This is a genomic window from Rhizomonospora bruguierae (genome assembly GCF_018397995.1).
GTDB classification, from domain to species: domain Bacteria; phylum Actinomycetota; class Actinomycetes; order Mycobacteriales; family Micromonosporaceae; genus Rhizomonospora; species Rhizomonospora bruguierae.
In genome coordinates, this window is sequence record NZ_BBQH01000023.1 from 23,366 (window position 1) to 47,707 (window position 24,342).

Sequence of the window (24,342 nt, forward strand, 5' to 3'; positions counted from 1 at the left end):
CGCCCCTCACTTGCCTGCCGAGTCGTTCGATTCCCGCGGCCTGAGCCGGATCAGGGCCGGGCTGCTGCCCTCCTGCACGCACACGCCCCGCTGGTTCCACAGGCTCAGGTGGCGGTCGACCAGTCCCCGCTCGCCGCTTCGGGTGAGCCGCTTCTGCTCCACCCTGAACCGGCAGGTGAGGGTGTCGCCGATGAGGACCGGTGCCACGAACCGCCAGTCGCGGTACCCGAGCAGTGCGATCATGGTGTCGGAGAACCAACCGGCCGCGTACATGAGGCCGCCCATGATGGAGAAGCAGCACATGCCGTGCACGACCCGCTGGCCGAAGGCGCCCTGCCCGGCCGTCTCCGCGTCCACGTGGATCGGGTTCCAGTCGCCGGACAGCATCGCGAACGACACCACGTCGGCCTCGGTGACGGTCCGCGACGCCGTGACGTACTCGGCCCCGACCGCCAGGTCCTCGTAGTACAGACCCATCAGCTGACCTCCTCGTCGTCCCGGCCGAAGTGCCACCGGGCCACCGCCACCTCGACCAGACGCGCGGTCTCACCGAGGTACGAGTCCGGGCTGAGCGGAGCGGTCAACAGCGCCCGGTGCTGCTCCGGCAGGGCCTCGCGAACGGCCTCGAACAGGGTCACCCCGGTCGACCGGGCCGCCCGCACCGCGGCGTAGACCACGTCGTGTGCGTTCTCGCGCCCGAGCGCCGGAGCGAGCTTGATCATGTACGCCTCGGCCATCACCAGCCCGTGGTCCAGGGCGAGGTTGGCGCGCATCCGGTCGGCGTCGACGCGCAGCCCGCCGAGCAGTTCGCCGGCGGTGCTCACCGCCGCGGCCGCGTTGCCGGCGAGCTGCGGGAACACCTGCCACTCCGCCTGCCACTCCCCCGCCGCCCGGTCGTGGCCGGCCTCCATGGTCCGCAACAGCGCCGAGGCGAGGGCTCCGCTGACGGTGGCCAGACCGACCAGGATCTCCGACGAGATCGGGTTCGCCTTCTGCGGCATCGTCGACGACGCGCCCCGGTGGTGCCCGGCCCGCTCGGTGACCTCCGAGATCTCGTTGCGCGACAGGTTGACCACCTCCCGGCCCAGCCGGGCGCAGGTGCCGGTAATGGCGGCCACCGTGGTGCCCCACTCGACCAGCGCGTCCCGCGCGACGTGTCGCGGTACGACCTCCACCCGCAGCCGCAGCCGCCGCGCCACACCGGTCCGGATCTCGTCGATCCGCGGCCCGTACGCCGCCGACGTGCCGCCGGCGCCGAACAGCGAGACGTACCCGACGCCGTGCCGGGCCCGGCCCAGCCGCGACCGGTGCCGGGTGAACTCACCCAGGTACCCGGCGAGCTTGGCGCCCCAGGTGGTCGGCACCGCCTGCTGGCCGTGCGTCCGGGCCGCCAGGACCGTGTCCACGTGCTCGGCCGCGGCGGCGGCCAGCGCGCCACCGGCGATGGCGAGCAGCTGGTCCAGCCGGTCGCACGCGGCGACCAGTTGCAGCGCGAGCCCGGAGTCCATGATGTCCTGGGTCGTGGCGCCGAGGTGCGCGGTACCCCGGTGCTTCTCGGGCAGCAGCGCGTCGAGCTGCCGGACCAGCGGGAGGATCGGGTACCCCACGTTGCGGGTGTCCGCCCACAGCCGGTCCAGGTCGATGTGCTCGACGCGGGCGGCGGCCGCGATGGCTTCCGCGTCGCCGGACGTGATCAGGTCCACGTCGGCCTCGGCGGCGGCCAGCGCCACCTCGACCCGCAGGAAGGCGTCCACCATCGACCGCTCCGCGAAGATCCCGGCGGTCGCCGGGTCCCCTGCCAGGGCAGTGAGCAGGTCGAATCCACGCCGGTCGGTATTCATCACAGGTCCACCCGGTAGTGCCGCAGTTTGTCTTCGTCGATGGTGACGCCGATGCCCGGCGCCTGCTGGTCGACCGCCATCCGGCCGCCGCGGATCACCGGCGGTACGGTCACCAGGTCGTCCGAGAGGGTCCGGAAGAAGTCCAGTTCGCAGCCCTGTGCCGCGGTCGAGGAGAACGCGGCGCCGAACGCCAGCGCCGCGGCCGTGCCGATCGCGGAGTCGCCCTGACTGCCGATCACGGTCGGCACGTTCAGGCTCTGCGCCAGGCCGACGATTTTGGCGCTGTCCCGGAACCCCGTCCGCGCCGTCTTGACGCTGACCGCGCGGGCGGTGCCGCCCATCAGCTCGCGCGCGGCCGCGCCCGGCGTGGTCGCGGCCTCGTCGGCCATGATCGGGATGTCGAGGCGGGCGGCCAGCAGGCGGCGCCCGGCCACGTCGTCGAGGGGCGTCGGGTCCTCGATCAGGCACAGGTCCAGGTCCGCGGCCCGGGCGGCCAGCCGGAGCACCTCCTCGGCGCGCATGCTGCGGTTGGCGTCCACGTACAGCCGGGCGGTCGGGCCGACGGCCGCCCGGACCGCGGCCAGGATCGCGACGCCGGCCGCCACGTCCCCGTCCACCTTGATCTTGAACGAGTCGATGCCCAGCTCGCGCTTCAGTTCGCCGGCCTCCTCGGCCACCGCCGCCGGCGGGCCGATGCTCAGCATGCTGGCGACCGGAACCGACTCGCTGGCGGCGCCCAGCAACCGCCAGCACGGCTGGCCCAGCGCCTTGCCCTGCAGGTCGTGCAGCGCGATGTCGATCGCGCCCTTGGCCGTGTGGTTGTGGACCGCACCGGCCAGCCGGGCGCCCAGCTGCTCCACCGCGAACGCGTCCATGCCGGTGATCGCCGGCGCGAACCACTCCCGGATCGCGGTGACGATCGACCGCTGCGACTCGCCGTAGATCGCCGGGCGGGCGGGCGCCTCCGCCACGCCGACCAGGCCGTCGTCCGTGGTGACCCGGACCAGCACGTGGTCCGCGGCCGGCATGGACGCGGTCGCCATGTGGAAGGTGCGCCGGTACGGGATCCGGAACGGCACCGCCGTGACCGATTCGATCTTCATTGAGCTCCTTCCCTGGGCCACTGCCGCCGGCTCGGCTGGAGCCCCAGCCGGAACAGGCAGGTCGCCATCTCGATCGGCGCGCTGATGCCGTCGACGACGGGCACGCCGACCGCCTCCTCCAGCTCCAGGCGGGGGACGATCACCGGACACATCGAGACACCCATGACGATGACGACGTCCACGTCGTGGGTCTGGACCATCCGGGACACGGTCGCGATCAGCCCCTCGCGTACCGCGGGCGCGGACGGACCGAGCTGGTTCATCTCGATGCCCAGCGACTCGAAGGCGACGACCCACCGCTCCATGCCGTACGACCGGATGAGCCGGCGCAGCGCGGGCTTGAGGTCCGGGGTGTAGCAGATCATCCCGAACCGGCGACCGACCATCGCCGCCGCGTGCAGGGCGGCCTCGCACGGGCCCACCACCGGCATGATCGACTTTCCGCCGTCCGCCCCCAGGTCGTACATCCCGAACGGGACGGCTACGTCGTAGCCCTCGGCCCTGGCCTGTTCGAACGCGTCGAGGAACTGCGGGGTGAGCCGCTCCAGCCGGTCCGGCCCCAGGCCGTCGTACGTCCGGGACGGTATCCGGATGATGCCCAGCTCGACGCCGTCCCGTTGGTGCCGCATGATGGCGTCCTCGCGGCGCCGCTGCTCCTCGGCCGGATACGTGCTGATCACGAAGGCGACCCGCGGTGTCACGATTGCCCCCGCTCATCGCGCCGGGCCACCTGGCGAAACAGTGAGCCAAGGCCATCGGTGGCGTGTGGCACCCCCGCGTCCTGGAGGAACGCCCAGAACGTCGCGTCGAGGTTGGTCACCACCGGCAACCCGAACTCCGCCTCCAGGACGGGCACCGCGACGGTGCTGAGCCAGGCACCCCCCGCCAGGACCAGCACGTCGGCGTCCGCGCGTCGCCGCAGCGCCTCCCGCCCGAGCCGCAGCGCGAGGTCGACGCCCTCGTCCGTGCCGATCCGCCACAGGGTGTCCGGCCGGAAGTCAGCGCCGGCCACGTGGTGACCGTCCAGGCCCGCGTGCCTCAGGTAGTCGACGGCCCGGTCCAGCAGCGCGGGCTCCCACTTCGCGGTGAACACGAAGCGGCGACCGCCGAGGGCCCGCACCGCCCGCACGGTGTCCTCGAAGTCGAGCCCGACCGGTGCGCCCACCCGGTCCGACGCCTGGCGGGCCAGGTCCAGCGCCCGCGGCCGGCCCAGCGCGGCGAGCACCGGGACTCCGGTGATGCGGTACAGGTCCGCGCCGCGCCGGGCGAGCCGGTCGACCGACGCGTGGATGGACGGCACCGCGGCCTCGACCCGCTCGGGGGCGAACGAGTCGACCTCGAAGTGGCTGACGACAAGGTTGTTCGCCATGCCGCACGCCCGGTAGAACTGCCAGTACACGGTGTCGGCGAGCGGCAGCGGGTAGGCGATGCCGAGGTTCCTGCGCGGCAGCCCCGCGATCTCCCGCGCCACCGTCAGCCCCCCAGCCCGGGCTGCGCGCCGTCCTCGCCCCGCCGCTTCAGCAGCAGGAACGGGCTCAGTAGCACGGTCAGCCCGACCAGGATGACGCCGTACACGGCCGCCTGGCTGGCGCCCGCCATGGCCAGGGAATTGAACAATTGCACGGACAGGGTCTCCGATCGCGGCGAATACAGGAAGATCGTGACCGGCAGTTCGTTCACGACCAGGATGAACACGACGACGAGGCCGGCGCCGACGGACCGTGCCACCAGCGGCAGGAGGATCGTCCGGATCCGCCGCGCGGTGCCGGCGCCGAGCACCCGCGCGGCGTCGTTGACGTCGCCGCTGATCGGCGCCAGCCCGGCGTCGACCATGCGGACTCCCTGGCTGGTCCACCGGGCCACGTAGCCGACCAGCAGGATCCAGACCGACCCGTAGATCACCGCCGGAAACCGGATGTACGCCCAGAGCATGCCGATGCCCAGCGCCAACCCGGGAATGGCCACGGTGATCGTGGCCATGAACTCCAGCGTGGCCCGCCCGCGCGCCGACGTCAGCCGCCGGACATAGGCCACGGCGAAGCCGACGGCCAGGACGAGCACCGACGCGGCGATGGCGAGGAACAACGTGTTTCGCAGGGCCGCCCAGCCGCTGCCGGAGAAGACGGTCCGGTAGTTGTCCAGGGTCAGGTTCTTCGGTGAGATCGAGGGGTTGACGAACGGCTGCAACGACGCGAGCACCAGACTGACCACCGGGCCGATGGTCACGGTGCACCCGTATCCGGCCAGGAGGACCACCATCGGCCAGCGCATCGCACCGAGCCGGATCGGTCCGGACGAGCGGGCCTTGCCGCTGCTGGAGACGTAGCGGTGCGCGTTGCGGGAGATCGCCGCGTACAGGGCCAGCCCGAGGCCCGCCACCGCCATCAACAGCAGCGCGTACGCGGCGGCCTGGTTCGACCTGGCGGGGAAGTACGTGGTGGCGAAGTAGATCTCGGTGGCGACCGTCGGATAGTTCTGCGCCCCCAACAGGGCCGGCACCGAGAAGGTCTCGGCCACCAGCGCGAACACCATCACCCCGCCGGCCAGCGCGGTGGGCAGCAGCAGCCGGCCCTGGAGGCGCACCGTGGACCGGAAGAATCCCCCGCCCAGCGAGCGGGCGGCCTCGGACAGCTCCAGGTTCAGGCTCCGCATCGGCCCCCGGAAGTACAGGAAGCAGTAGCTGCTCATCCAGATCGTGAGCACGACCGCGATGCCGAAGAACGAGTAGATGTCCGGCGGGTCATCGATCCCCAGCGCATCGAAGATCGGCTGGGCGTAGCCCGGCCCGCCGAGGGCGGCGATGACCGCGAGCGTCAGGACCATCGGCGAGAGGTAGAAGGGCGCGCTGATCAGCAGCTCCCATAGTCGCGGCGCCGGGATGTCGGTGCGGGCGACCACGAAGGCGAGCACCGCTCCCAGAATCACGCTGATCACCGCCACCAGCACGGCGATCTTCACCGTGTTGAGCAGCGGCCGGACGACCTCGGCGGAGCCGAAGACCGTCCGCAGGTTGGCCAGCGTGAACGTCGCGTCGCTGCCCGGCGGGCCGCTGCGAACGGCCCCGTAGACCAGGTACAGGATCGGCGGCAGGATCAGCGCCGCCACGACGACGTACACCAGCGTCAGGCCGGCGACCCCCGGCAGCTTCTTCCACCGGCCGGCGCCCCGACCGGCCCCGGCCGGGCGCCCGGTCTTGCGACCGGGACGCCCTCCGGGTACCGGGCGCGCCGGGACCGTCTCTACGGTCTTGGATGTCATGCGCCCTCCACCCCCGACCCGGTCACTTGAATGTGTTGGTGAACGTGGTCGTCAGCTCGGGCAGCGCCTTCTCGATGGCCGGCCAGTCCGCGTCGTAGTAGGCGTCGCCCGGCGGTGACTCGAACCAGTCCTCCGTCACGAACGGGCGCTCGTCGGGGATGCTGTCGCTGACCGGTGCCAGCAGGTTGGCACTCGACCACTTGGCCAGTCCCGTCTTCGACAGCGACCAGGCCATGTACAACTGCGCCGCCGCCATGTGCGGGGCCCCGGCGGCGACGCCCAGCATCTGCGGAACGCCCACCGCCGGTTGCGGGTACACCCACTGCAGCGGGGCGCCCTTCTGCAGCGCGTCGCCGGGAACGGTGGACTCCGCGTCGAGACCCACCGCGATGCTGCCGGCGGCCAGCCGCTGGGTCAGCGGGGTGATGCTGTCGAAGACCACCGGGTCGAACTGCGCCTCGAGCTTCTGCCAGTACTCGATGCCGTACTTGTCCTGGAGGAAGTACAGCGGCAGCTGGGCGGTCCCACCGGCCTTGATGTCAACGATCCCGGCCTTGCCCGCCAGCCCCTCGACGGTCAGCAGCTGGTCCCAGGTCTTGATCGAACTGAGCTGCTGTTGCTGTGCGGCGGAGACCGCCTTCGTATTCCAGAAGACACCCATCGGGTCCAACCCGATCCCGTACCAGAAGCCGGGGCGGGACCACCGCGCGGGAACGTTGTCCGCGTTGGGCGGGGTGTACTTCTCCAGGAAGCCCTTGTCCGCCGCCCCGTCCAGGAACGCCACGCTGAAGTTCTGGATGACGTCCGCCTGGTGTTTGCCGGACTGCTGTTCCTGCGTGAACCGCTCGGCGAGCGCGCCGCCGGATGCCTGGAACGCCTCGACCTTCACGCACGGGATGTCTTTCTGGAATGCCTCGTTGACCTTCTTGATGCCCGGCGGGATCAGCGAGTAGAGCGACAGGACGCCTTCGGCGCAGGCGCGGTCGACGACGTCGGCGGGAAGCTCCGGGACGTTCTTCTCGACCCACGCCTTGGCCGCCGCCACGTCGGAACCGCCCTGGGAGCCGGACTCCGCGCCACAGGCGGCGCTCGCGATCATCAGGAGCCCCGCGCCGAGGACCGCCCCGGCCCGGCGTGCCACGCCGGGGTGACGGCCGCCCGGCGAACGGCGGTGTTTACGGGGTTCGTAGCTCAAGGTCATGGTTTCTCCAGGCTTCTCCGGTGTCGAGGAATCAGTTCCGGACCGTTTCCTACCGTTCGAGCAGCACCAGCTTTTCGGGTGCGATGTGCACGTCGACGTTCTGATCGATGGCGATGTCGCGGTTCTCGCTGGAGCACCGCAGCACGCCGACGGGCGTCTGGATGTCGTAGTGGGTGGTCGCGCCGAGATAGAACCGGCCGGTGATCTTCCCGGGGAAGATGTTCGGCCCGTGGTGCCCGCCGGCGCCGCCAGCGGCGGACACGACGATGTCCTCCGGCCGGACGATCAACCGCCGGCCCGCGGACGTCGCGCCGTTGCCGATCGGGGGCTCGGCCAGTCGCAGTGCCACGTCACTGTCGTTGATCGAGGCGTTGCCCGCCGCGTCGACGGCGGACACGTCGAGCACGTTCGACGAGCCGATGCTTTCCGCGGCCACCCTGGTGCGCGGACTGGAGTAGATGGTCTCCGGGGCGCCGTCCTCCACCACCACGCCGCTGTCCATGACGAGAATCCGGTCGGCCAGCACCAGGGCCTCGGCGTAGTCGTGGGTGACGAACACGGCCGACACGCCGATCCGCTTGATCAGCTTCCTGATGTACTCGCGCATCCGCTCCCGCACGCGCAGGTCCAGGTTGCTCAGCGGCTCGTCGAGCAGCAGCAGCGGCGGCTCGACGACCAGGCACCTGGCCAACGCCACCCGCTGCTGCTGGCCGCCGCTGAGCGTGCCGGGGTAGCGCTCCTCCAGGCCCTTCAGGCCGACGACGTCGAGCATCTCGAAGGCCCGCTCGCGGGACAGCGCCCGCGGCGTCTTGCGCACCCGGAGTCCGTACGCGACGTTCTCCCACACCTTCATGTGCGGCCAGATCGCGTACGACTGGAACACGAAGCCGATGCCGCGCTGCTCGACCGGAACCGATATCCGGGCGTCCCGCGAGTAGAGCGTCCGGCCGCCGAGCACGACCTCGCCGCCGTCGGGCTCGATCAGGCCGGCGATCGTCCGCAGGAGCGTCGTCTTGCCGCAGCCGCTCGCTCCCAGCAGCGCCACGACCTCGCCCCTGGCGAGCTCGAAGCTCACGCCGCGGACGGCGGTGAACGACCCGAAGGACTTCCGGACGTCTCGCACCGACAGCTCTGTCATCTCCACGTCACCCCTTTCATCGCCGCCTTGACCGCCGGTCGAGAATATCGGACGATCATCCGGCATGCGGACACGATGCAGTGTTGACGGTCGCACCCGGGTTGTCAACCAGTTGTCAACCAGTTCTTTGGTTTCGAGTCGGTCAGCATATTGACCGCCGTTCAGCATCTTGACCGTGATCGGTGCCGGCATTACGTTCTTCCGCAATCACCGGCCGACCCCCCAACCCGTTCCACGCCCCCCGCACGCGAGGAGTGACCCATGTCGACGACATCGACCACGGTGGACAGATCTCCGAGGCAAGCCCGCAAGGTCGCCATGGCCACGCTGATCGGAACGACGATCGAGTGGTACGACTTCTACCTGTACGGCGTGGCGGCGGCGCTGATCTTCGCCCCGCAGTTCTTTCCCGCCGTCTCGAGTACCACCGGCACGCTGGCCGCCTTCGCCACGTTCGGGGTGGGCTTCTTCGCGCGGCCCCTCGGAGCGCTGGTTTTCGGCCACTTCGGCGACCGGGTCGGCCGCAAGGGCGTCCTGGTCTGGTCCCTGATCCTGACCGGGGTGGGCACTTTCGCCGTCGGCATCCTGCCCGGCTACGCCAGCATCGGCCTGGCCGCGCCGATCCTGCTGGTGCTGCTCCGCCTGGTGCAGGGCTTCGGCGTGGGCGGTGAGTGGGGCGGCGCCGTGCTGATGGCCGGCGAACACGCGCCCGAGGGCCAGCGCGGCCGTTACGCCGGGTGGCCGCAGTTCGGCTCGGGTGGCGGCCTGTTGCTGGCCAACGGCGTCTTTCTCGGCACCCGGCTGATGCTCGACGACGCGCAGTTCGCCAACTGGGGCTGGCGGGTGCCGTTCCTGCTCAGCGCCGTGCTCGTGGTCTTCGGCCTGGTCATCCGGGCGCGACTGACGGAGAGCCCGGAGTTCGAGCGGCTCAAGGCCGAGCGGGGGGTGGCGAAGAACCCGCTGCGCGCCGTCATCACCACCGCGCCGCGCACGCTGCTGCTCGTCGCCGGCGTGTTCCTGCTCAACAACACCGCCTTCTTCGTGACGAACACCTTCGGCCTCGCCTACGTCACCAAGACGATCGGCGTGTCCTCGTCGACCGGCCTGGCGGCGGTCATGCTGGGCGCGGTTACCCTCTGCTTCGGCATCATCTACTTCTCGAACCTGTCCGACCGGGTCGGCGGCAAGCGCCTCATCGCCGGCCTGTACGCCTGCTGGCTGCCCTACTCCTTCATCTTCTTCCTGCTCCTGAAGACCGGCAGCACCCCGCTGGTGTACCTGGCAATGGCGATCGGCATGCTCCTCACCTCGGCCTACGGCCCCATGGGCGCCTACCTCCAGGAGCAGTTCCCGACCAGGGTCCGCTACATGGGCGTCTCCGTGGCGGTGCAGATCGGTTCGGTGATCGGCGGCGGATTCGGTCCGCTGCTCGCGGCGAAGCTGTCGTCCTCCTACGGCATCTGGTCGGTATCGGCCTACGTCGCCTTCATCACGGCCGTCAGCCTCGCCTGCACGCTGGCGCTCGGTGACCGCGGCGGCCGCGCGACCGAGGAGCACGACCGGCCCCGCCGGCCCGCCGCCCGGGCCATCTGAGCAAGGAACGCCAGCACCGAGAGGAACCAGGGATGACCACTCGACTGACCGCCGTGCAGATCGAACAACGGATTCGCGACTACATGGACGCCTGTACCGCCGGCGACGCGGCCGACATCGCCCGCTACTTCGAGCCGGACGCCGTGCACTACTTCCCACCCGGCATGTACGAGGGGCCGTTCCGGGGCGCCGAGGCGATCGCCCTGCGCTGGGCGCGGGCCGTCGAGCAGAACCGTTCGGCGTGGACGGTCGACGCGGTGGTCGTCGACGAGGCGCGCCAGCAGGCCGCCTGCGAGTGGACCCACTTCAAGCAACGGCAGGGCGTCGTCCTGCGGGGGTGCGAGTGGTACGTCTTCTCCCCGCGCGGGCTGATCTCCGAGATCCGCGCGTACTACGCCGCACCCCAGGACGGCTCCATCACCCGGCTCGAACTCGGTGGCTACGACTACGCCGGCCGCGGCTACCCGATGATTGCGCCCGGAGCCTCGGCATGAGCGGCGGCCCGCGGACGATCCCGACGGTTGAGCGGCTCGAGGTCTGGCCCCTGGAGCACCGTCTCGGTGACCGGGCCTTCGGTGGCTCGCGCCGGCTGGCCAGCGCCCGCACCAGCACGCTGGTCAAGCTCACGACCAGCGAGGGCGCCGTCGGCTGGGGCGAGGCGTTCGGTTCGCCACGGGTCAACGCGGCACACCTCGCGGACCTGGCCGACCGGGTGCTCGGGCAGCCGATCGACCGCACCGAGCACCCGCTCCTGTCCTACCTCACCAGCGGCTACCACCTCACCAACGGCGGGACCCACATCGCGGCGCTGTCGGCCATCGACATCGCGATGTGGGACGCCTGGGCCCGCACGTTGGGGGTCTCCGTCGCCTCGCTACTTGGCGGGCGGCTGCGGGACACGGTCCCCGGCTACGCCTCCACCGGCTACTTCCGGCCCGGAGGCGGCCTGGAGGAGTTCCGGCGGGAGATCCACGAGGCCGTCGAGGACGGCTTCACGGCCATCAAGATCAAGGTCGGCGGTTCGCTGGCCGACGACCTGGCCCGGGCCGCCATCACCCGCGACGCGCTCGGCCCGAGCGGCACCCTGATGGTCGACTACAACGCCAACTACCCGGTTCACCTGGCCAAGTCGTCAATCCAGCGCCTGCGGCACCTGGACCTGCACTTCGTCGAGGAGCCCGTACCGCCCGACAACCTGGCCGGGTACCGCGCCCTACAGCACCTGGACGTTCCCATGGCCGGCGGCGAGGCCGTCCACACCCGCTTCGGCTTTCGGGAGGTGATCGCGACCCGGGCGATCGACGTGATCCAGCCGGACGTCACCCTGTGCGGCGGGTTCACCGAGGCCCGCCTGGTCTGCCAGATGGCCCAGGCGTGGGACCTTTCCCTGGCCCTGCACTGCTGGGGTGGCGGGCTCTCGCAGGCCAGCACGCTCCAGTTGATCGCCAGCCTGCCGACCTGGCCGTACGGTGACTTCGGCGCTCCGGAGCACGTGCTTGAGTGCGACCGGTCGGAAAATCCACTGCGGACGGACATGCTGACGACGCCCATCCAGATCACCAAGGGCAGGGTCACGATCCCCGCCGGCCCCGGACTCGGCGTCGAGGTCGACGAGGATGTCATGCGCCGCTACCTGGTCGACGGGCGTACCCACGTCCACTCACGATAGGAGACATGGAGCTTGACCGAGACACGACGGCTCCTCATCGACGGGGTGGTGACCCGGGTCAGCCGGCACGGCGACCGGTTCGTGACGGCGGACGGCCGGGCCGTCGACGTGGCGACGGCTACCCACCTGCCGCCCTGCACCCCCACAAAAATCATCTGTGTGCACCTCAGCTACCGCAGCCGCATCGAGCAACTGGGCGCCTACAGCGTCGAGACCCCCACCTACTTCCACAAGCCGGTCTCCTGCCTCAACAGCCATCGGGGGACCGTCCTGCGGCCCCGCGGCACGAAGTACCTCAACCTCGAAGGCGAGGTCGGCGTGGTCATCGGTCGCACCACCCGATGCATCACCCCGGAGCGGGCGCCAGACCACATCGCCGGCTACACCATCGCGAACGACTACGGGCTGCACGACTTCCGGGACACCGACGCCAACAGCATGCTGCGGGTCAAGGGCACGGACACGCTCGGCGTCGTCGGCCCCGGCCTGGTCACCGACTGGGACCCGCGCGACAAGCGGCTGCGCACGGTGGTCAACGGTGAGATCGTCCAGGAGGACACGACCGCCGGCATGCTCTGGGACATGAACTACCTCGTCGCCGACCTCGCCCGGCTGATCACCCTGGAGCCCGGCGACCTGATCCTCACCGGGACACCGGCCAACTCCCGACCCGTCCAGCCCGGCGACACGGTAACCGTCGAGGTCGAGGGACTGGGCGAGCTGACCAGCCGGATCGCGGAGGGACCGCCGGTCATGGCGGGTTTCGGCGCCATGCCCACCGACTCGGCGACGGTTCGGGGGGTCGCACTGGGCACGGGTCTGGTCAAGTGACCGCCGAGAACTCCGGGGACCGCTCCCGCTCCCCCGCGGTCACCCGTGCCGCGGCCATCCTCATGACCCTGGCCGAGGACCCGCGGCGGTCCCTCGGACCCAGCGAGCTGAGCCGGCGGGTCGATGTTCCCAAAGCGACGGTGCTCAACATCTGCTCGGCGCTGATCGAGGCACAGCTGCTGAGGCAGACCAAGCACGGGTACTCGCTGGGCCGGCGGCTGGCCGAACTCGGCAAGGCCTACCTGGCCAGCGTCGAGGAGGTGGAGGAGTTCTACCTGCTGTGCCGGCAGCTGTTCGGCGAGGCCGAGCAAACCGTCCAGATGGCGGTGCTCGGCGACGGCCCGAACGTGGTCTACCTCGCGCGGCACGACGGGCGGGAACCGCTGCACCTCGGGCTGGCCTCGGAGATCGGCCGCTCGGTACCGGCCCAGTGCACGGCCGCCGGTAAGGCACTGCTCGCGGCGCTCACGCCGCGGCAACTCGACCGGCAGCTCGCGGGGTGGCCGCTGCGGGGCCTGACCGAGAAGTCGATCACCGACGAGCAGGCGCTGTTCAACGAACTCGCGCTCACCCGCGAGCGGGGCTACGCGGTCGACAACGAGGAGGTCGTGCCCGGCCTGTACTGCTTCGGCCGGCACGTGGCGACGCCGCACCGCGAGGACGGGCTGCTGGCGGTCAGCTTCACCTTCCGCGCCCACGGCCGCACCGACGAGCACCGGGCCCAGGCGGTCGCCGGCCTCGCCCACTTCGCCGCCACCTTCGGCGCGGCAATCGGTGGCCGCGACGACCAGAACAAACCTTGAGAAGGACAGCCATGACGATCATCAGCGTCGACCCGCGGACCGGACTGGGGGAACGCCTAGGTGAGGACTCCACCCCCGAGGAGGTGCGCGCGGCCTGCCGTCGTGCGGCGGCGGCCCAACCGCACCTGGAGGCCCTTGGCCGGCATGGCAGGGCCGGGTTACTGCGGGCGATAGCCGACGAAATCGAGGCGGACGCCGAGGAACTGGTCGCCCTCGCCGACCGGGAGACCGCGCTCGGCCCGGAACGGCTGAGTGCCGAACTCGTCCGGACGGTGCACCAACTGCGCTTCTTCGCCGAGGTTCTGCACGACGGGGCGTACCTCGAGGCGACCATCGACCACGCGGGTGAGACGCCACCGGGCGCCCGGCCCGACCTGCGCCGGATCAACGTGCCCATCGGCCCCGTCGCCGTCTTCACGGCCAGCAACTTTCCGCTCGCGTTCTCCGTGCCCGGCGGCGACGTCGCCGCGGCCCTGGCCGCCGGCTGCGCCGTCATCATCAAGGCCCACCCGGCACACCCGCAGACCGCCCAGCGCAGCTACGCCGCCCTGACGAAGGCGGTTGCCAACGCCGGCGGCCTCGACGGTGCCATCGGCATCATCTTCGGTGTGGACGGCGGCGCCACGCTGGCCCAGCACCCGGCCATCAGGGCGATCGCGTTCACCGGCTCCGTTGACGGTGGTCGCGCGCTGAGCCGACTCGCCGCCTCCCGCCCGGATCCCATTCCCTTCTTCGGTGAGCTCAGCAGCGTCAACGCCCTGGTCGTCACGCCTCAGGCCGCCGCCGCCCGCGGCCGGGAGATCGGCGCCGACGCGGTCGCCTCCTTCACCCTCGGCAGCGGCCAGTTCTGCACCAAACCCGGGCTGCTGTTCGTGCCACGCGACGCCGCCGGGCAGAGCATCATCGACGCCGCCGTCGAGGCGCTCGCCCGGGTCAAGCCCGGCTACCTGCTCAACGCCGGCGTCCACGAGCGGTACCGGCGCAGCGTGGATGTCCGTTCGCACCTCCCCGGCGTCACCGCCACGACGGGGCAAGCGGCCAGCGGCGACGGCTTCTCCGCCGGTCCGGTTCTGCTGCGCGTACGGATCGAGGACCTCGCCCCCGACCTGCTGGCGGAATGCTTCGGTCCGATCTCGGTCATCGTCGAGTACGGCGACGGGGAACAGCTCACCGAGACTCTCCGCGCACTTCCCGGGGCCCTCACCGCGACCATTCATGGCGATCCGGACGACCCGCTGGCCGTCGCGGCGGCGACCGCCATGCGCGACGGCGCCGGCCGCGTCGTGTGGAACGGCTTCCCCACCGGGGTCTCGGTCACCTGGGCGATGCACCACGGTGGACCGTGGCCATCGGCGGCCGACGCCCGGGAAACCTCCGTCGGCGCCGGCGCCATCCAACGTTTCGTGCGCCCCGTCTGCTACCAGAACACCCCCAGCACGGCGCTGCCGCCGGAACTCCGCGACGATTACACGGCGATCCCCCGCCGAGTCGACGGCAAGCTGCAGATCCCCGCCGGCCTCGGCCACGTCGTCCTCCCCCGGACCCCGCCGCCCGACTGACTCAGGCAGCGGGCCGCTGGCGGGCCAGCCGCGGCCGTAACGGAGGCTTGGGCAAAGCTCAACTGCGGGCCTGCGGGCGGCGTTCCCGCTCCGCCAGCGGCGATCGGCTGGCTGTCCGGGCAGCACAGCGGTTAGGCCGCAGCCGAATGGGCGGGTGGGATGGATGCCGCGGTTGCCGTCAGGAGTCGGTGGCGTGGGTGAGCCGGAGTGCGCGGGCCACGCAGCCGGGGCAGTCCGCGGGCGAGGAGAACTCGATGCGGTGCGGGCCGGGCGTCGCCATTACCAGTCCGTGCCGGTCGAGCCGGACCGGCAGGCACCGCCCGCGTGGGTGTGGCACGAGCGCGGCCAGTTCGTCGGCGTGGTGGTCGCGGAGGTCCTGGAGGAGGTCCCGTTCGTGGGGGTGGAGCGGGTCCGGCGTGGCCGCGACGAACTGTTCCGCCTCCAGCAGGACCGTGTCCCGTCGTTCGAGCCGCACCTCGCCGAGTTCGAGGCTGAACAGGTCGACATCGGCGCCCAGGTCCAGCAGGTCATGCAGCGGGTTGGCCGCCGCGAAGTCCAGGCCGGCGCGGTGCAGGTCGCGCTCGGCGACCCGGTGGACCCAGCCGCAGAGGTGGACCCGGCCGAGCCGGGGTGATTCGGGGAACGGCGGTGCGTCGTCCACGGCCAGGATGGCACCCGCGTCGTCCCCGTTGCTGGCAAGCGCCAGCCACGCGTGGGAGTCGCGGCGTGCGGCGATGAGCACCTGGCCGGCGGCGGTTGTCGCGTGCGCGACCGGGATGTCCCTGGTCAGCGCGGCCAGCCACAGGCGGCCCGGCAGGCGCCCGCTGGCCAGGGTGCGAGCGATGTCGGCGGCGGGTGGTTGCACACGGGGCTCCTTCTTTGTCAGGGCGGGGCGAGCTCTCTCAGGGCGGGGCGAGCTTTGCCAGGGCGGGGCGAGCAACTAAGGTGAGGCTACCCTAATTGAGTAAGGAGCCTCGTGAACAGTCCTCGACCCAAGGCGCGCCTCTCCCGCGCCCTCGGCATCCCGCTCACCCCGAAGTGCACCCGCTACTTCGAGCGGCGTCCCTACCCGCCGGGCGTCCACGGTCGTGCCCGCCGCAAGTCGTCCGACTACTCGGTGCGGCTGCTGGAAAAGCAACGCCTGCGTCACCAGTACAACGTGAGCGAGAAGCAACTGCGCGCGGCCTTCGTGCTCGCCGTGAAGTCCGACGGGAAGACGGGCGACGTTCTGGTCAGCCTGCTGGAACGGCGGCTGGACGCGGTGGTGCACCGGGCCGGGTTCGCCCGCACCATCTACCAGGCCCGCCAACTGGTGGCACATGGACACCTCACTGTGGACGGCGCCAAGGTGGACATCCCGTCCTACCGGCTGCGGCCCGGTCAGGTCGTCGCCGTCAAGGCGGCCAGCCGGTCGAAGCCACCGTTCCAGATCGCCGCCAGCGGGGCGCACGCCCCGCAGAAGCTGCCGCCCTACCTGAGCGCCAGCATGCCCGACCTGAGCGCCAGTCTCCTCGCCCTGCCCACCCGGCGGGACGTACCCGTGATCTGCGACGAGCAACTGGTCGTCGAGTTCTACTCCCGCTGACCGGCCGCGGGCACACGGGCTGGCCGACCCGCTGACCCCGCCCGGCGCGAGCTTGCCCGTTGCGGCGCCTATTGCCGATTTTCCGCGCGAATATTTACCTGTTCAGGGGTCAGCGCCGGCACCGTCAGGTGGCGGCCCGGTGACGCTGCTGCCGGGGGCGGCGCGATCGCGGCCGAAGCGCGATCGGTATGGCGACCAGAATGGCGGCCAGCACGAACAGGCCCCAGGGGTACCTGGTGGTTTCGATCACGAAGGCGACGGGGCGCTCAGGCAGGTCGACCCGGCCGTGGAGTTCGTGTTTTCCGATGACGGCGAGGTCCATCGGCACCCGGATGTCGTACTCCCGCGCCTGTCCGGGTTCGATGGTGCCCAGCGCCGGGGCGTCGACGATGGTGTGTGCCCGGCCGGCCGGGCCGAACAACAGCGTGAGGGGTGGGTCGACCACGGCAGCCGGGCCGGGGTTGCGCAGGGTGAGGTGGACGGTCAGTTCCTCGGGGAACCCGAACCAGCCCCGCAACGGGCCGCGTTCGGCGACGCGCAACTCGTCGATGGCCAGTTCCGGTGCGGCGGCAGGGGCGGGGGCCGGCGCCGCGGTCACGCCGGTCAGCGGTAGGGCGGCGGTGGCCTGCACGGCGCCGGTGAGGTTGCGGGCCTGTACCAGGCAGGGGCAGGCGACCGGTGGTGCCGCCAGCAGGATCGGCACCACCGCCGTACCGGCCGCTGGGACCTGGGCGTAGGTGGCCTGGTCGCTTGCGCAGTCGAGGGCGCCGCGGTGGGCGCCGTTGCCGCAGAGTTCTAATTGGACCGTACCCGGTGGCCAATGGCGCAGGGTGACCATGATCTGCTGCCCGATCGCCAGCGCGCCGGACGGTACGACGATGTCGGGCCGTGCTCGCGCGGTGACGGACGGGGTGGACGACGGGGCCGGAGCCAGGGCGGCCAGCGCCAGCATCGCGACCGTGGCCGGCAGCAGCGGGTTCACTGGGCGCCGGCCGCCGCCTCTTGCCCCGCCGCTCCGGTCGGGGGCGGTTCAGCCGCGGACGGTTCGGCCGCGGGTGGTTCGGCCGCGGCCGGGACCGGGCGTCGGCGCCGGTATCGACGCAGGTAGAGCCAGGCTACGGCCGCCGCCAGCACCGCGAGGAGCAGCCACGGCAGCGCCCAGACGCTCGCGGCGCGCTGCACCGGCGGCAACGCGGTGTCCACCGTGGTGGGTGCGAGGTCCACCGTCGCGGTCAGCCGCAGCGCGGGTGGCACTCCGACGACCCGCTCGGTGACGGTGAAGGCGGCGCCGGGTAGCAGCTCGGGCAGGTCGATCGGGGTGGTCCGGGACAGCGTCCAGCCGACCGGCCCGTTGACGATCACGGCGCCGGTGCCACCGATGCGGACGTTGCCGCTGTTGCGGATCCGGTAGGTGACCGTCATGTCGGCTCGTCCGGCAGGGTTGATCGGGGTGTCGTACCCGACGCGTACCGATTCGACGGTCACCGCGGGGTGGATCTCGCCGGCCACCCGGAGGTAGACCCGGGCCGCGACCCGCTGGTCGAGCCGGACCTGCTGCCCGTCGGCGGTGACGCCGACCTGGGCGATGCCGGCGATCACCCCGCCGGCGTGGTCGCCCGGCGTGGCGTTCGGCGGCACCGACAGCCGGAACGGGATGTCCTGTCGTTTGCCGGGTGGGACGGTCCAGCTCTGCCGGTCGACGCTGATCCAGGTGCCGACGTCGGTGGCCGGCTGGTCCGACGGCAGCAGCGCGAAGGCGCCGTCGGTCGTGGTGTACGCGTCGGTGCCGTACACCGCGAAGGTGAGCGGCCGGTCACTGAGGTTGGTGACGCCGACCTGGTCGGTGATGGTGCTGCCGGGTGCCAGGTCGTAGATGAAGTAGTTCCGCCCGGTCGGTCCCTTCGGCCCGGACGGTTGGACCGCCCACCGGGCGGCGCCGCCGGTGGCGCCCGGGGCGACGGTTGGCGACGGGCTGGGTGCCGCCCAGGCGCCGGTGGGCCCGAGCGTGGGCGCGGCGCCGGCGGCGGCCGGTGGCCCGAGCAGCACCGTGAGGAGCATGGCGGCGAGCGGAGCGCCGGCCCGGGCAGCAATGGCCAGAGGCGTGGCCCGCCGCGGGGATCGGATCCGGGTGGCGAGCGTGACGAGGGGCATACCGTGCTCCGGGTGCGAGGCGATCGTCGGGTGGACGGGCCGGTGGGGCGCGGGCGAGTGCCCACGCCCCACCGGGTCAGACCCGTTCCTTCAATCAGGACAGGGTCAGGGTGAGGGTCGCGGCGTAGTCGCCCGCCGTGGCGGACGCCGGCACACCGAGGTTGAGTTCGGCACCGCAGGCGAAGACGCCGTTGCTGGCCCCGGCCGCGGAGGTGCACAGGGCACGGGCCTCGCCGAGACCGGCGCCGGGAGCGGCGGCCGCCCCCGGGGTGACGGCACCGGTGGTGCCGCCGAGCGGGTCGTTGACCACGCTCGCCGTCGGGGTCCAGCCGAGATAGTTCCCGGCGATGACGCCGCCGCCGGCCGAGGTGAAGTCGGAGACCTGGCCGACCAGGCTCCACCCGGTGCCGGTGCCCCGCAGGTCGGCCACCGTGGCCGTGTTCAGCGGGGCTTTGGCGTACTCACCCTTGCCGACCGCCGGCAGTGCGACGTTCGCACCGGCAACGCTCAGGGTGAGCGGGCCGCCGGTCACGGTGCCCGTGATCCGCTGCTGGGCCGTGTTCCCGCCGCCACCCGCACTGCTGAAGGTGATCGGGGTGAACGTGTCCTGGCTGCGGTCGGCGGAGCCGCGGGCGGCAAAGGTGATCACGTAGCACTGCACCCGGGTGCAGTCCACCTCGTTGCCGTTGCGGTCGGTGTAGACGGCGCTGATCGGCAGCGTGGTGCTGAAGCTGCCATCGGCGGCCATCCGGTCCCGGGCATCGGTCGGCTCGTTGGTCTTGCTCACCCACTTGGTGACCTGGAGCACGCCGGCGTTGGTCCAGTGCTCGTCGACCTTCGGGCCGAACGAGACGTAGATGCCCGCCGCGTCGTTGGCCTCCGGGTCGAAGCCGGTGCCGTGCACGGCGATCGTCGCGCCGGCCGGGTCGACGCCCTGGGCCGGGTTGGCGGTCACCGCCGGCGCGGCCGGCGCGGTGCCGCCCGTGCCGAAGGTGAACGAGACCGGGTCGAGCGCGTCACCCGGGGCGTAGAAACCATTGAACGCGCTGGCCCCCTGGGTGGTGAGCACCGCGGCCAGGTTGCTGCCGGTCACCGTGTTGCCGCTGGTGGCCGGGCTGCCCGTGAGGGTGGCGATGGTGGCCTGCTTCACCGAGACCGGATCGGTCATCGTCGTGTCCAGGTCGACGTCCGCCTTCAGCGAGGCGGTGCCGCCGGAGATGGCGATCGTCGGGTTGGCCAGCGTGATGGTGAACAGGTGCGCGGGGTAGGAGAAGACCACCGTGCCACCGTAGGTGGCATTGGTCGTGCCACCGCCGGCGTCGTGCGAGCCACCGGTCGACGGGAAGGTGAAGGTCCCGTCGGCGTTGATGGCGGCACCGTTGCTGACCGCGATCGGCGGGTTCCCGTCGCCGGTCTTGACGTACGCGCGGAAGCTCGCCTTGAACCCCCAGGTGAGGCTGCCACCGGTGATGTCGGCCTCGGCCGCCGAGGCGGGGCCGGCGCCCACGAGCGCGCTCGACGCGCCGAGGGCGAGTACCGCCATCCAGCGCGTCGACCGGTGCCGGCGGGCACCGGCTCTGGATCTGAGCATGCTGCTTCCTTTCGAGACAGTGACAGGAGGAAGCCATAGGTTAGGCAAACCTAACAAGGATGTGTCATCCTCAGGGCGTCCGGATTCTCGGGCCGAAGGGGCCCTTGCGGTTTGCCGCGCACTCACTTAGGTTAGCCAAACCTAAGTGGCTGCTTCCGGTCGGGTCCGCCGACCGCCAATGTCGTGTGAGGAGCCCGATGCGAGCGCGGCACTGCGCCATCCTGGCCGCGGCCCTGGCCACCGCGGCTGTCGTCGCCGTCCCGGTGCCGGCGGCCGCCGGCACCGGCCGCGGTGCCGGCGGCCAGACCCTGACCGTCACCCCGAGCACCGGCCTGAGCAGGTCGGGCGCGACCGTCTCCATCTCCGGCCGGGGGTACGACGTCACCAAGGGCATCTATGTCGCGTACTGCGTGGACAACGGGGCCGGCGCGGTCCCGACCCCGTGCGGTGGCGGCGCCGACACGAGCGGCAGCCTCGGCGCCTCGCACTGGATCTCGTCGAACCCGCCCTCCTATGGCGAGGGTCTGGCCGAGCCGTACGGCGCCGGTGGATCGTTCTCGGTGACCTTGAAGGTGACCACCACCATCGGCGACGTCGACTGCACCGTCCGCCGCTGCGCGGTCGTCACCCGCGCCGACCACACCCGCACGTCCGACCGCACCCAGGACGTCCGGGTACCGATCACCTTCGCCACGGCCGGCACCCCGACCAAGGCCAAGCCGGCACCGGCGACCACCACGACCACGCCGAAGACCACCACCCGCAGCACCCCGCCCCCGTCCACCTCGGCCGCGGCACCACCCGCCGCGGGCGAGCCGCCGGCCACGGATGCCGGCGCCGCGCCGACGATCGCCGCCGCCAGCGAACTCCACGTCACCCGGGTCAGCGACGCCTCCGGCGCCGGACGCGGCTGGACGCTCGGGCTGGCCGCCCTCGGGCTGGCCATGGTGGCACTGATCGGCCTCGGCCGGTGGCGGCGGCGCCGCGGTGCCACCCGATGACCCGCCCGCACCGGGCCCACCGCGTGACCAGCCGCCGGCCGCTCCGACTCCCGCTGCTCATGCTGCTCGCGTCGGCCGCCCTCGTGGCCACCGGATGCTCCGCACCGGGCGCGGCGTCGAAGTCAACCGCCGGCTGCGGGCCGACCACCGCCACCATGGACAGCACCGACATCGAGCCGCTGCGCCCGGCGCCGGCGCCCGCCCTGCCGGCCACCGTGCACTCCAGCGACGGCCGGACGGTGACCGTCACCGACGCCAGCCGGATCCTCCCGGTCAACCTCTACGGGTCGATCGCTGAGATCGTCTTCAGCCTCGGCCTCGGCGACAACGTCATCGGCCGGGACACCTCGACCACCTTCCCCGCCGCCGCGCACCTGCCCGTGGTCACCCCGGCCGGACACGACCTCTCCGCCGAGGCGATACTCAAACTCAACCCGAGCGTGGTGCTCGCGGACGACAGCATCGGACCACCCGAGGTGCTGCGGCAGTTGCAGAAGTCCGGCATTCCGGTGGTGCTCGTCCAGGCCGAGCAGACCCTCGACGCCGTACCGGGACACATCCGCGCGATCGCCGCGGCGCTTGGCGTGCCCGCCGCCGGCGAACAGCTCGTGACCCGGGTCGAGGGCGAGATCACCGCCGCTCGACGTACCGCGCCTGAGGGCAAGGCACCGCGGATCGCGTTCCTCTACCTGCGCGGCACCGCCGGGGTCTACCTGATCGGCGGCCGCGGCGCCGGCTCCGACGCGATGATCGAGGCGATCGGCGGCATCGACGCCGGCAGCGCCGCCGGCCTGGCCAAGTTCCGCCCGCTGACCAGCGAGGGACTCATCAACGCGGCACCGGACGTGATCCTGGTGATGAGCGAAGGGCTCGCCTCCGTCGGCGGGGTCGACGGCCTGGTGAAACTGCCCGGCGTCGCGCAGACCCCGGCCGGGGCGAACCGGCGCGTCGTCGACATGGACGACGGCGCCCTGCTCAACTTCGGTGCCCGCTCCGGCCGGGCGGTTCAGGCCCTGGCCCGCGCCGTCTACTCCTGCGAGGACCCGTCGTGACCGCGGTGCAGGCCCGCCCCGCACCCGCCCCCGACACCGTCCGGCCCAAGGGCCGGCGCGGGCCAGTGCTGCTGGCCGGACTCGGCGTCACCCTGCTGTTGGTCGTCCTGCTGGCGGCCGGACGCGGCCAGGTGGACATCTCCCCCGCCGAGGTGATCGGCTCCGTGCTGCACCGCCTCGGCCTGGACATCGGTCCGCTGCCGTCGGCCGTGCAGGGCGAGAACGCCCTCTGGATCGTCCGCTTCCCCCGGGTGCTGCTGGCGGCCATCGTCGGCGCCGCCCTCGGCTGCGCCGGCGCCGTCATGCAGGGCGTCTTCGGCAACCCGCTCGCCGAGCCCGGGGTCATCGGGGTCTCCGCCGGCGCGGCCGTCGGCGCCGCCCTGGCCATCGTCACCGGTGTCACCGTCCTGGGCGGGTGGACCGTGCCGCTGGCCGCCTTCGCCGGCGGCCTCGCCACCACCTACCTGGTCTACGTGCTGGCCCGTTCCGGGGGCCGGACCGAGGTGGTGACCCTGGTCCTGACCGGCGTCGCCGTCAACGCCGTGGCCGGCGCGGTGATCGGGCTGCTCATGTTCGTCACCGACCAGTCGGGTGTGCAGGCCATCGCCTTCTGGAACCTCGGCAGCCTCGCCCAGGCCACCTGGTCGGCCGTCAGCCTCGCCGCGCCGTGCCTGCTGGTCGGGCTCGCCGTCGCCCACGCCGACGCCCGCCGGCTCGACCTGCTCGCCCTCGGCGAACCCGCCGCCCGGCACCTCGGCGTCCACGTGGAACGCCTGCGGATCCGCATGATCGTCATCACCGCGCTGCTCGGCGCCGCCGCGGTCGCCTTCACCGGCGTCATCAGCTTCGTCGGACTGGTGATCCCACACCTGATCCGGATGATCGCCGGACCGGGGCACCGGGTGCTGCTGATCGCCAGCGCGCTCGGCGGGGCCATCGTGGTGATCACCGCCGACCTCGCCGCGCGCACCCTCGTCGAGCACCAGGAACTGCCCCTCGGCGTGCTCACCGCGGTGATCGGCGGGCCGGCGTTCTTCTGGCTGCTGCGCCGCACCCGCAACCGGGCCGGAGGCTGGGGATGAGCCGGCTCGCGATCGGCCGCCTGCGTACGCTGCGTCCGTTCGCCGCGACCCGCACGCCGCAGCCGGTGCCGGCCGGGCACCCCCGCGTCCGGGTCGTCGGGCTGCGGGTCGAACGCGCCGGCCGGGTCGTGCTCGACCAGATCGACCTGCGGGTACGCGCCGGTGAAGTGCACGCCCTGGTCGGGCCCAACGGGGCCGGGAAGTCGACCCTGCTCGCCGCGATCAGCGGCGACCTTCCGGCCGCGGCCGGCCGGGTCGAGGTCGACGGGCTGCCCCAGCAGTCGTGGAGCCCCGTGGAACTGGCGTGGCGACGGGCCGTGCTCACCCAGCGCAACACCCTCAGCTTCCCGTTCACCGTCGACGAGGTGGTCCGGATGGGCCGGGCACCGTGGGCCGGACGCCCCGAGCAGGAACACGACGACGCGGTCGTCACCGACGCGCTCCAGCGCTGCGACATCGCCCGCTTCGCCGCCCGGCCATACCCCGCGCTCTCCGGTGGCGAGCAGGCCCGGGCCGCGCTGGCCCGGGTCCTGGCGCAGCGGGCCACCACGCTGCTGCTCGACGAGCCGACCGCCGCCCTCGACCTGCGCCACCAGGAACTGGTCATGCGGATCGCCAGGCAACGGGCGCGGGCCGGCGACGCCGTGGTCATCGTGCTGCACGACCTGGCCCTGGCCGGGGCGTACGCGGACACGGTCACCCTGATCGCCGACGGTCGGGTACGCGCCGCCGGTCCCCCGGACGTGGTCCTCACCGCCCCGCTGCTGAGCGAGGTCTACCGGCACGACATCGAGGTCGTCCCGCACCCACGCACCGAACTACCGCTGATCGTCCCCAACCGCAGCCGGCCCGACCGTTCGCATGTTGGCAAGGAGAAATAGCAG

23 protein-coding genes are annotated in these 24,342 nt (G+C 72.0%); 11 read left to right on the plus strand and 12 right to left on the minus strand.

The features are described 5' to 3' along the window. Nucleotides 1-6: 6 nt before the first annotated feature. Genes KJS59_RS13445 through KJS59_RS13480 form a run of 8 tightly spaced genes read right to left on the minus strand, consistent with a single transcriptional unit; the run spans nt 7 to nt 8,541 of the window. The gene (locus KJS59_RS13445; RefSeq protein WP_213453197.1) at nt 7-477 is read right to left on the minus strand and encodes a MaoC/PaaZ C-terminal domain-containing protein; all 471 of its coding nucleotides are present in this window, start codon (nt 475-477) and stop codon (nt 7-9) included. After that, a complete protein-coding gene (locus tag KJS59_RS13450; RefSeq protein ID WP_213453198.1) occupies nt 477-1,841 on the minus strand; it encodes a lyase family protein in 1,365 nt (454 codons plus the stop codon). The genes KJS59_RS13445 and KJS59_RS13450 overlap by 1 nt, the downstream gene beginning before the upstream one ends. Continuing rightward, on the minus strand, nt 1,841-2,944 hold the full coding sequence (locus KJS59_RS13455) for a mandelate racemase/muconate lactonizing enzyme family protein (protein WP_213453199.1): 1,104 nt from the start codon (nt 2,942-2,944) through the stop codon (nt 1,841-1,843). The genes KJS59_RS13450 and KJS59_RS13455 overlap by 1 nt, the downstream gene beginning before the upstream one ends. Next, a complete protein-coding gene (locus KJS59_RS13460; protein WP_213453200.1) occupies nt 2,941-3,645 on the minus strand; it encodes an aspartate/glutamate racemase family protein in 705 nt (234 codons plus the stop codon). The genes KJS59_RS13455 and KJS59_RS13460 overlap by 4 nt, the downstream gene beginning before the upstream one ends. Further along, nucleotides 3,642-4,415, minus strand: coding sequence for an aspartate racemase/maleate isomerase family protein (locus KJS59_RS13465; protein WP_213453201.1), 774 nt, complete (start codon nt 4,413-4,415; stop codon nt 3,642-3,644). Before KJS59_RS13465 ends, KJS59_RS13460 begins: the two co-directional genes overlap by 4 nt. 2 nt (nt 4,416-4,417) lie before the next feature. After that, a complete protein-coding gene (locus KJS59_RS13470) occupies nt 4,418-6,202 on the minus strand; it encodes an ABC transporter permease (protein ID WP_213453202.1) in 1,785 nt (594 codons plus the stop codon). A gap of 22 nt (nt 6,203-6,224) precedes the next feature. Continuing rightward, nucleotides 6,225-7,403 (minus strand): extracellular solute-binding protein, encoded by a 1,179-nt coding sequence (locus KJS59_RS13475; protein WP_213453203.1) that lies wholly within the window; start codon nt 7,401-7,403, stop codon nt 6,225-6,227. A 49-nt stretch (nt 7,404-7,452) separates the two neighbouring features. Continuing rightward, the gene (locus tag KJS59_RS13480; protein WP_213453204.1) at nt 7,453-8,541 is read right to left on the minus strand and encodes an ABC transporter ATP-binding protein; all 1,089 of its coding nucleotides are present in this window, start codon (nt 8,539-8,541) and stop codon (nt 7,453-7,455) included. A 261-nt stretch (nt 8,542-8,802) separates the two neighbouring features. Between KJS59_RS13480 and KJS59_RS13485 the strand changes: the two genes are divergently transcribed. From KJS59_RS13485 to KJS59_RS13510, 6 genes are read left to right on the plus strand one after another with little or no spacing between them, the layout of a single operon-like run. Continuing rightward, nucleotides 8,803-10,134: an MFS transporter gene (locus KJS59_RS13485; RefSeq protein ID WP_213453205.1), complete on the plus strand. Its 1,332-nt coding sequence runs from the start codon at nt 8,803-8,805 to the stop codon at nt 10,132-10,134. A 32-nt stretch (nt 10,135-10,166) separates the two neighbouring features. Continuing rightward, complete coding sequence (locus KJS59_RS13490; protein WP_213453206.1) at nt 10,167-10,628, plus strand: nuclear transport factor 2 family protein; 462 nt, start codon at nt 10,167-10,169, stop codon at nt 10,626-10,628. Next, complete coding sequence (locus tag KJS59_RS13495; protein WP_213453207.1) at nt 10,625-11,803, plus strand: mandelate racemase/muconate lactonizing enzyme family protein; 1,179 nt, start codon at nt 10,625-10,627, stop codon at nt 11,801-11,803. Before KJS59_RS13490 ends, KJS59_RS13495 begins: the two co-directional genes overlap by 4 nt. 12 nt (nt 11,804-11,815) lie before the next feature. Next, the gene (locus tag KJS59_RS13500; protein ID WP_213453208.1) at nt 11,816-12,634 is read left to right on the plus strand and encodes a fumarylacetoacetate hydrolase family protein; all 819 of its coding nucleotides are present in this window, start codon (nt 11,816-11,818) and stop codon (nt 12,632-12,634) included. Next, entirely contained in the window at nt 12,631-13,437 is an 807-nt protein-coding gene (locus KJS59_RS13505; RefSeq protein ID WP_213453209.1) for an IclR family transcriptional regulator, read from the plus strand. The genes KJS59_RS13500 and KJS59_RS13505 overlap by 4 nt, the downstream gene beginning before the upstream one ends. Nucleotides 13,438-13,448: 11 nt before the next feature. Next, nucleotides 13,449-14,996, plus strand: coding sequence for an aldehyde dehydrogenase (NADP(+)) (locus KJS59_RS13510; protein ID WP_213453210.1), 1,548 nt, complete (start codon nt 13,449-13,451; stop codon nt 14,994-14,996). Nucleotides 14,997-15,174: 178 nt separating this feature from the next. Here KJS59_RS13510 and KJS59_RS13515 read toward each other — a convergent pair whose 3' ends face one another. Then, nucleotides 15,175-15,861, minus strand: coding sequence for a hypothetical protein (locus KJS59_RS13515; protein WP_213453211.1), 687 nt, complete (start codon nt 15,859-15,861; stop codon nt 15,175-15,177). A 111-nt stretch (nt 15,862-15,972) separates the two neighbouring features. Here KJS59_RS13515 and rpsD point away from each other — a divergent pair, with 111 nt between their 5' ends. Beyond that, nucleotides 15,973-16,581, plus strand: a complete 609-nt coding sequence (gene rpsD, locus KJS59_RS13520; RefSeq protein WP_213453212.1) for a 30S ribosomal protein S4 — start codon at nt 15,973-15,975, stop codon at nt 16,579-16,581. 124 nt (nt 16,582-16,705) lie between these two features. On the opposite strand, the gene KJS59_RS13525 is transcribed toward rpsD, so the two are convergent. The 3 genes from KJS59_RS13525 to KJS59_RS13535 form a co-directional block, all read right to left on the minus strand. Beyond that, a complete protein-coding gene (locus tag KJS59_RS13525) occupies nt 16,706-17,563 on the minus strand; it encodes a hypothetical protein (protein WP_213453213.1) in 858 nt (285 codons plus the stop codon). Continuing rightward, nucleotides 17,560-18,732: a WxL protein peptidoglycan domain-containing protein gene (locus KJS59_RS13530; RefSeq protein ID WP_213453214.1), complete on the minus strand. Its 1,173-nt coding sequence runs from the start codon at nt 18,730-18,732 to the stop codon at nt 17,560-17,562. Before KJS59_RS13530 ends, KJS59_RS13525 begins: the two co-directional genes overlap by 4 nt. Before the next feature lie 94 nt (nt 18,733-18,826). Then, nucleotides 18,827-20,323: an HtaA domain-containing protein gene (locus KJS59_RS13535; protein WP_213453215.1), complete on the minus strand. Its 1,497-nt coding sequence runs from the start codon at nt 20,321-20,323 to the stop codon at nt 18,827-18,829. 197 nt (nt 20,324-20,520) lie between these two features. On the opposite strand from KJS59_RS13535, the gene KJS59_RS13540 reads away from it, so the two are divergent. Genes KJS59_RS13540 through KJS59_RS31105 form a run of 4 tightly spaced genes read left to right on the plus strand, consistent with a single transcriptional unit; the run spans nt 20,521 to nt 24,339 of the window. Then, the gene (locus KJS59_RS13540; RefSeq protein WP_213453216.1) at nt 20,521-21,324 is read left to right on the plus strand and encodes a hypothetical protein; all 804 of its coding nucleotides are present in this window, start codon (nt 20,521-20,523) and stop codon (nt 21,322-21,324) included. Beyond that, the gene (locus KJS59_RS13545; protein WP_249714092.1) at nt 21,321-22,376 is read left to right on the plus strand and encodes a heme/hemin ABC transporter substrate-binding protein; all 1,056 of its coding nucleotides are present in this window, start codon (nt 21,321-21,323) and stop codon (nt 22,374-22,376) included. The genes KJS59_RS13540 and KJS59_RS13545 overlap by 4 nt, the downstream gene beginning before the upstream one ends. Then, nucleotides 22,373-23,458, plus strand: coding sequence for a FecCD family ABC transporter permease (locus KJS59_RS13550; protein ID WP_213453217.1), 1,086 nt, complete (start codon nt 22,373-22,375; stop codon nt 23,456-23,458). The genes KJS59_RS13545 and KJS59_RS13550 overlap by 4 nt, the downstream gene beginning before the upstream one ends. Further along, the gene (locus KJS59_RS31105) at nt 23,455-24,339 is read left to right on the plus strand and encodes a heme ABC transporter ATP-binding protein (protein ID WP_249714093.1); all 885 of its coding nucleotides are present in this window, start codon (nt 23,455-23,457) and stop codon (nt 24,337-24,339) included. The genes KJS59_RS13550 and KJS59_RS31105 overlap by 4 nt, the downstream gene beginning before the upstream one ends. Nucleotides 24,340-24,342 lie beyond the last annotated feature (3 nt).